The organism is Lichenihabitans sp. Uapishka_5 (assembly GCF_033947565.1).
In the GTDB taxonomy this organism is placed as follows: Bacteria; Pseudomonadota; Alphaproteobacteria; order Rhizobiales; family Beijerinckiaceae; genus Lichenihabitans.
Genome location: NZ_JARPVX010000008.1, coordinates 99953 through 107350 on the forward strand (window position 1 = coordinate 99953; position 7398 = coordinate 107350).

7 protein-coding genes are annotated in these 7398 nt (G+C 72.2%); 1 reads left to right on the forward strand and 6 read right to left on the reverse strand.

Going from position 1 to position 7398, the window contains the following annotated elements:
* Window positions 1–189 precede the first annotated feature (189 nt).
* The gene (locus tag P7D22_RS05720; RefSeq protein WP_319933252.1) at window positions 190–1530 is read left to right on the forward strand and encodes an FAD-dependent oxidoreductase; all 1341 of its coding nucleotides are present in this window, start codon (window positions 190–192) and stop codon (window positions 1528–1530) included.
* An 8-nt stretch (window positions 1531–1538) separates the two neighbouring features.
* Here the strand turns inward: P7D22_RS05720 and P7D22_RS05725 are convergent, their stop codons facing one another.
* The 6 genes from P7D22_RS05725 to cbiE form a co-directional block, all read right to left on the reverse strand.
* Window positions 1539–2327: a class II glutamine amidotransferase gene (locus tag P7D22_RS05725; protein WP_319933253.1), complete on the reverse strand. Its 789-nt coding sequence runs from the start codon at window positions 2325–2327 to the stop codon at window positions 1539–1541.
* Window positions 2328–2407: 80 nt separating this feature from the next.
* Window positions 2408–3742, reverse strand: coding sequence for a cobyrinate a,c-diamide synthase (locus P7D22_RS05730; protein ID WP_319933254.1), 1335 nt, complete (start codon window positions 3740–3742; stop codon window positions 2408–2410).
* Complete coding sequence (gene cobA / locus P7D22_RS05735) at window positions 3739–4557, reverse strand: uroporphyrinogen-III C-methyltransferase (protein WP_319933255.1); 819 nt, start codon at window positions 4555–4557, stop codon at window positions 3739–3741. Before cobA ends, P7D22_RS05730 begins: the two co-directional genes overlap by 4 nt.
* 76 nt (window positions 4558–4633) lie before the next feature.
* On the reverse strand, window positions 4634–5410 hold the full coding sequence (cobM, locus tag P7D22_RS05740) for a precorrin-4 C(11)-methyltransferase (protein ID WP_319933256.1): 777 nt from the start codon (window positions 5408–5410) through the stop codon (window positions 4634–4636).
* Window positions 5407–5823 (reverse strand): cobalamin biosynthesis protein, encoded by a 417-nt coding sequence (locus P7D22_RS05745; protein WP_319933257.1) that lies wholly within the window; start codon window positions 5821–5823, stop codon window positions 5407–5409. Before P7D22_RS05745 ends, cobM begins: the two co-directional genes overlap by 4 nt.
* 157 nt (window positions 5824–5980) lie before the next feature.
* Window positions 5981–7204, reverse strand: a complete 1224-nt coding sequence (gene cbiE / locus P7D22_RS05750; RefSeq protein ID WP_319933258.1) for a precorrin-6y C5,15-methyltransferase (decarboxylating) subunit CbiE — start codon at window positions 7202–7204, stop codon at window positions 5981–5983.
* Window positions 7205–7398: the final 194 nt, after the last annotated feature.

Genomic DNA, 7398 nt, shown 5'->3' on the forward strand with positions numbered 1-7398 from the left:
CACGACGAAAGTCTCCCAGCAAGGCCCTTCGGCACCCGGGGAGCACGATGGGCGGCTTATGGGCGAAAGGTGTCGGGAAGTCAACGAGGCGAGCGTGTCGAGGCACACTCGGGACACAGCGTTTTGCCAGCGGCGGTGCGCTGGGCTAAGGGCCGGGCTTGTTTCATGGCATGCCGGAGGGCGCGGCCCGTGTCGAGCACTCAAGACCGCCCTGACCTTTGCGTGATCGGGGCCAGCGAGGCCGGGCTCGCGGCCTGCCTGGGTGCGGTGGCCTTGGGCCTGTCCTGCGTCCTGGTCGACGACGGCGACCAGAGCGGGTATCGCAACCCCGACCTGACGCTGGCGATGCTGGCCCGTGCCGCCGCCGATCCGGCCCGTCACGCCGCCGCCTGGACCGGCTTGGCGCAGGCGCTCGCGGCGGCGGCCCCCGACCGCAGCCATGCCCGATTCGGCGCCCTCAACGTCCGACTGCTGCGCGGCAGGGCGCGTTTCATCGATGCGGCCACCCTGCAGGTCGGCGACGCGACCCTCCGGGCGCGTCGTGTGTTCATCGCCACTGGCGGCATCCAGCCATCGCATCGGCTTGCGGCCGGCCTCCCACAAGGCGCTTGCCTGACCGTGGCGGATGTCGGGCAGTGGCGCGAAAGGCCGCGCGCGGTTCTGGTGGTCGGCGGTGGCCTGGAGGCGCTTTCGATCGCCCAGAGCCTCGCTCGGTTGGGAAGTCGCGTAACGCTGATGAGCGACGCCCTGCTGCCGGATGTCGACCCCGAACTGGCGGCGCCGCTGCTGGCGCAGCTGCGCCAGGACGGCGTCACGATCGTGCCGGGGCCACTGCAGGGCGTAGAAGCGAGCCCGGGTGGCGTCGAGGCGAGGCTGCCCGACGGCACATCGATCGAGGCGACCCACCTGATCCTGGCCGAGGCGTGGCGCCCGGCGCTCGAGGCCCTCGACCTCGCGCGGGCCGGCGTCGCCACAAATGCTCAGGGCCTCGTGCTCGACGCAGGGCTGCGCACCAGCCGCCGCACCATCCTGGCAATCGGCCGGGCCGCAGGCGCCGGCTCGAGCCCGGAAGGCATCATGCAGGCCGGCCACGCCCTGAAGACCGCCTTCACGCCCGTACCGGGACGCCTGCGCCCCGAATGCGTGCCGGTGGTGTCGGCCACGTTGCCCGAGATCGCGACGGTGGGGCGACTGCCGGCCGCCGCGGCGGCGCGCATCTGGCGCTGGCCGCTGAGCCAGACTGGCGGGGCCCTGCTGGCTGTGGATCGCGACGGCAGCCTGAAGGTCGTGACGGATCGGCATGGCCGCATCCTGTGGGTCGGGCTTGTGGGCTCGGAGGTGCGCGAGCTGATAAGCTTCTGGAGCCTGGCGATCGCCCGCAACCTGACGCTGGCGGATCTCGGCGATGTTCTGGCACCCCTGCCCTCCCGGTCGGAGGCGCATCGGGCCATCGTGGTGCAGGAGATCGGCCGGCGCCTTGCCTCGCCCTGGGTGCGCCGAGCGCTGAACGTGATGCGCCGGCTCGGCTGAGCCTCGGCTCAGGCGGCGCGGCGCTGCTGCATCTCGATCGGGGCCAGCCGCACCGGTTCGCCCGGCATGGCGATAAGGGCGCAGCCCTGCGGCACCTCTCGCCAGCGGGCCCGCTCGCCGTCGAGCGGCTCGGACACGATCAACAGGTTGCGAGGCGTCTGCCGCCAATAGAGCGACGGCGCCCGCCCGTCCGAGGCCCAACGGAACGCATGAATGCAGGTGCCATCCGTGGTGGCGGCCGCGAAACGCAACGGCTCGCTCACCGAGGCGGCGCGCATCAGCGTCTGCACGTCGAGCAGCGTCCGCGCCACGGCGCCGATGGGATCGTCCGTGAGCCCGTTCGTCAGCGCCGTGAGGAACAGCGCCTCCGAATCGGTGGAACCGGCCCGGTGGGCGTAAAGATCGTCGGCGATCAGCGCCTCGAGCCGGCGCTTCACGGCCGGATAGCCGCCGATCTGGCCGTTGTGCATGAACATGGTGTTGCCGACCGCGAAGGGATGGCAGTTGGCCCGCGCGGTGGCCGGCCCGGTCGAGGACCGGACATGGGCGAAGAACAAGCGCGACTTCACCTGGGCACACAGATTGCGGAGGTTCTCGTCCGACCAGGCCGGCCGCGTTTCGCGGTAAAGGCCGGGCACGTCGCGCTCACCGTACCAGCCGACCCCGAACCCGTCGCCGTTGGTGGCGGCCTTGCATTCAGCCGCGTGCAGCGACTGCGCGATCAACGAATGGGCCGGCTCCGCCACAAGCGTGTCGAGGAAGATCGGCTCACCCTGATAGGCAATCCAGCGGCACATGGCGGGTCGGCTCCGGGCGGCAGCGAAGCGTCCATTAACGGCGCTTAACCTTAACGGCACCTTAAGGAAAGCCGGGCCGCTCAGGCAAGTTGTTGCGTCGCAACAAGGGCATGGAAGAACGTCCCAGAGACGGGCCCGCGCCGACTGCCGGCCAGCGTCGGCGACTCGTCATAGGCCGTCTGCACCCGGGCCAGGGGCAGGTCGCCACCGAGATCGACGATGCTGGCATAATGGAACTCGTGCCCCTTCAGGCGCGTGCCGGAAGGACCGAGGCTCGAGGGCTGCAGCGTCTCGGCATCGCGATAACCGAGGTGCAGCTTTCGCTTGGCAAAGCTCGTCCGCACCGACAACAGCCCGGCCATCGGATGCGCGGTGCCGGCCGCATCGACGAGGCTTTCGCCCAGCACCATGTAACCGCCGCACTCGCCATGCACGGGCCGCCTCGTCGCAAAGGCGCGCAGGCCACCGAGAAATTGCGACGCCGCGGCGATCCGGCCCCCGTGCAGTTCGGGATAGCCACCCGGCAGCCAGCAGCAATCGGCCTCCTCCGGGGGCGGCTCGTCGGCCAGCGGTGAGAACGGCAGGATGGCGGCACCCGCGCGACGCCAACCGTCGAGCACATGCGGGTAGACGAACGAGAAAGCCGCGTCGCGGGCCAGCGCGATGCGTTGGCCGGGGGGCGGGATCGGGCTTCCGAGCGGGTCCGCCCCGATCGCAGCCGAGGGCTTTGCCAGCGCCCGCACCACGTCGAGCGACAGGTGCGCGGAGACGAAATCCGCCATGGCATCGAGGCGCCGGTCGAGGTCGGCGGTTTCCTCAGCCTGGACGAGGCCGAGGTGGCGTTCCGGCAGGCTCAGCTCGGGCGCCTTCGGCAGGGCCGCCAGCACGTCCAGGCCGGTGCGGGCGAGGCCGGCCGCCACCAGGGCATGGTGCCGGGCGCTGCCGACGCGGTTCAGGATGATGCCCCCGAGGCTGATGCGCGGATCGAAAACCGCGCAGCCGGCGATCTGGGCGGCGGCGCTTTGGGCCTGCCCGCTGACGTCATGCACCAACAGCACCGGCCAGCCGAGCGCGGCCGCGACGTCGGCGGTCGAGCCCGCCCGGCCGGGCAGCCCGGGCACCCCGTCGAAAAGGCCCATCAGGCCTTCGCAGATCACCAGATCGCAGCCTTGTGCGGCCTCGGCCGCGAGGCCCGCCAGCGCCCCGGGCGGCATCGCCCAGGCGTCGAGGTTGAGGCTTGGCCGACCACAGGCGCGGGCGTGAAAAGCGGGATCGATGTAATCCGGCCCGCATTTGAGGCCGGCGACCCGCACGCCGGCCCGGGTGAACGCCCGCAGCAGGCCAAGCGTCACGGTGGTCTTGCCGGAGCCCGAGCGGGGCCCCGCCACGACGATTCCGGGGACGCCGGACGTCATGGCGCCGCCCCAAGCGTAATTGCGAAGGGGGCCAGCACCGGCTGCAGGGCCACGATCGAGCCCACCGCTACAAGGGCCGGCGCCTTGACGCGCTCCCGGTCGGCGGCGGCGCGCGCTTCGCTGAGCGTGGTCAGCACCACGCGCTGCCGGCGGGTGGTGGCGTCTGCCACCAGGGCCACGGGCGTGTCGGGCGCAAGGCCGCCCGCCATCAGCTCGGCAGCGATGCGGTCCAGAAAGGTCATGCCCATATAGATGACGATCGGAAGCCCGGTGCGGGCCAGCGCCCGCCAATCGTGGTCGCGCGCGCGGTCGGAGGCCTTGTGGCCGGTGGCCAGGATCACGGCGTGGTTGGTGTCGCGCGTCGTGGCCGGGATCGCCGCATAAGCGAGGCCGCCGATGCCGGCCGTGACGCCAGGCACCACCCGGAACGGGATCGCGGCCGCCACCAGGGCCAGTGCTTCTTCGCCGCCCCGCCCGAACACGAAAGGGTCGCCGCCCTTCAGGCGCAGCACGCGATGGCCGTCGCGGGCCAGCTCGATCAAGCGTTCGGAGATGTCCCGTTGCGACGGCGAAGGCTTGCCGCCGCGCTTGCCGGCGAATTCCAGCAGGGCGCCGTCGCGTGCAAGAGCCAGGATCTCGTCGGCCACCAGCGCGTCGTAGACGACAACATCGGCTTCCGCGATGGCGTTCAAGGCGTGCAGGGTCAGCAGGCCCGGATCGCCCGGCCCGGCGCCGACCAGCCACACGGTGCCGGGCGCAAAGGTCGGCAGCGTCAGCCCTACCCGCTCGGCGATGACCGCCAACGCATCCGACACCAGAATCCCATCCTTCCGCTCGTTGTGGGCCCAGCCATAGGGCCGTGCGGCCCGCCTGAGAAGCCTGCGCGACGCCTCAGGCGTCCTCCGACGGCCCGGCGCCGCCGCGATAGCGCCGCCGGTAGTCGGGGTCGTAAAGGGCGCTGTCGCGGAACGACGCCTCCGCCAGGGCGGGCCCCACCAGGATCATGGCGGTGCGTTCCATCGGGTCGGCGGCATGCCGCGCCACGATGGTGGTCAGGGTGCCGCGCAGCACGCGTTCGTCCGGCCAGGAGGCGCGGTAGACCAGCGCCACCGCACAATCGGCGCCGTAATGCGGCGCAAGCTCCGCCGCCACGCGCTCGAGGGCGTGGATCGACAGATGGATCGCCAGGGTGGCGCCCGTGGCTGCGAAGCCGGCCAAGGTTTCGCGCTCGGGCATCGGCGAAGCGCGGCCGCCGGTGCGGGTCAGCACCAAGGACTGGGCGACGCCCGGCAGGGTCAATTCGCGCCCGAGCGTCGCGGCCGCAGCCGCAAAGGCCGGTACGCCGGGCGTGATCGTGACCGGGATGCCGAGCGCCTCGAGGCGGCGCATTTGTTCCGCCATGGCGCTCCAGATCGACAGATCGCCTGAATGGAGCCGCGCCACATCCTGGCCGGCCGCATCGGCCTCGGCCATCAAGGCGAGGATCGCATCGAGCGACAGCGGCGCCGTGTCGACTCGCCTGGCGCCGGGCGGGCAATGATCGAGCAGCGCCGCCGGCACCAGCGAGCCGGCGTAAAGGCACACCGGACAGCGGGCCAGGAGGTCGCGGCCCCGCACCGTGATGAGGTCCGCCGCACCGGGGCCAGCCCCGATGAAATGAATGGTCATGCCCCCTCCCCGGGTCGGATCGCCACAGCGCAGGTGGCCGTCGCATGGGCCAAGCGCGGCACCAGCAATCGTCCGCCCGGCCCCGCCGCCGCAAGCGCCGCCGCCTCGGCGACGCTAGGCGTGCCGGTCGCGGCCAGGACCCGGGCGGAGCGATGGGTGGTGCGGCCGGCCATCGCGGCCAGGGTATCGGCCGGCAAAAAGCCGAGCGACAGCCCGAGCGTCCGGGCGGCCTCGTGCAAGCCGGCTTCCCGGTGCTTGCCTTCGACGGTGAAAAGACCGGCCGCGTCAGCAAGCTCGAGGTTCGCGCAGGCCGCGTTGATGACGGCTCGGATCGCCTCGGCGTCGCAATCGCGTCGACACCCCACGCCGATGAACAAGCGTGGGCCTGACGGTTCTGCCTCGGCGCTCATCATGGGCTTGCCTGTGACGAGGCGGGTATCCTCACTCCGGCCGCAGCGCAAGCGGAAAGCCGAAACCGGGGGGCCCCATGCGAGGCCAGCCGAACCACACCGGTTCCGAGTTCGCCCGCGGCGCCCCGGAATGAGGGCTTCGGACCCGGAACACAGTGTCTCACGGCTTCACCCAGCGCCATTGGACCACCGGCATGGCGGGGCGGAAGCCATGAAAGGCCCCCACCGGTTCGGCGCGCGCCACGCCCAGGCTGACGAGATCGCCGCCATGGTGGCCGAACAGCGCCATGAGCAGGGCCTGGCTTTCCAGCGTCACGGCATTGGCCACGAGGCGCCCGCCGGCCGGCAGCGCCATCTGCACGGCATCCATCAGGCCGGGTTCCGTGAGGCCACCGCCGATGAAGGCCGCATCCGGCGGCGGCAGCTCGGCCAGCGCCGTCGGTGCCGCGCCCCGCACCAGAGTGAGACGGTCGGCGACGCCCCAATGGGCCGCATTGGCGGCCACGCGGTCGGCGCGACCGGCGTCGCGCTCGACCGCGACGGCCTGCGTCGCATCATCGGACAGCAGCCACTCGATGCCGACCGAGCCCGAACCGGCGCCGACGTCCCACAGTTGCTCGCCGGGGCGCGGCGCCAGGGCCGCAAGCGTCATGGCCCGGATCGGCGCCTTGGTGATCTGCCCGTCGTGGGCGAACCAATCGTCCGGCAGGCCAGGGGTCGCGGGCCTTTGCCGGGCGCCCGGCTCCGCCACAAGGGCGCAGGCCACGGTGTTGAGGGCCTGCACGCCATCGAGGTCGAAGCCGGCCGCCGTCGTGTGGCGCAGTCGCTCGGCCGGGCCACCGAGCGCCTCGCCGACGACGATCAGGGACGCCCCAAAGCCCCGCTCGACCAGCAGCGCCGCCAGCCTGGCGGGCGTGTCGCCGTCCCACGACAGGGCGATCAGCCGGCCGTCCTGTCGCAACGCCGGCACCACCCGGCCGAGCGCCCGCCCGTGCACCGACAGGCAGCGGCATGCCTCGAGGCTCCAGCCGAGCCGTGCCGCCATGAGACTGAAGGCGGAGGGCTGCGGCCAACACCGCATCTCGGCAACGGGGATGTGCCGCGCCAGCAACGCCCCGACGCCGTAGTGAAACGGGTCGCCGGTTGCCAGCACACAGATCGGCTGACCCTGGCGGGCCAGGATGTCGGGGAGCGTCGATTCGAGGGGCGAACGCCAGCACAGCGCCTCACCCCGGATCAGCGATCCGGCAAGGGCGAGGTGCCGGGCGCCGCCGACCACCAGCGCGGCCGCCTCGATGGCGGTGCGTGCGGCGGGCGACAGGCCATCCGGCCCGTCCTCGCCGAGGCCGACGAGGCTCAGCCAAGGATGCACCCCGTCGCTCATGCGCAAGCCCCCCCGTGGACCACCGGCTTCACAGCCGGCCCGCCGCTCGGATAGGATCGAGCATGCGTCTTCTCATCCTCGGCGGCACCACCGAGGCGAGCCGGCTCGCGGCCGCGCTGGCCGATAGGACGGAGCTGCGCCCGACCCTGTCGCTCGCCGGCCGCACCGCCATCGAGGCGGCCGCGCTGGTGGTC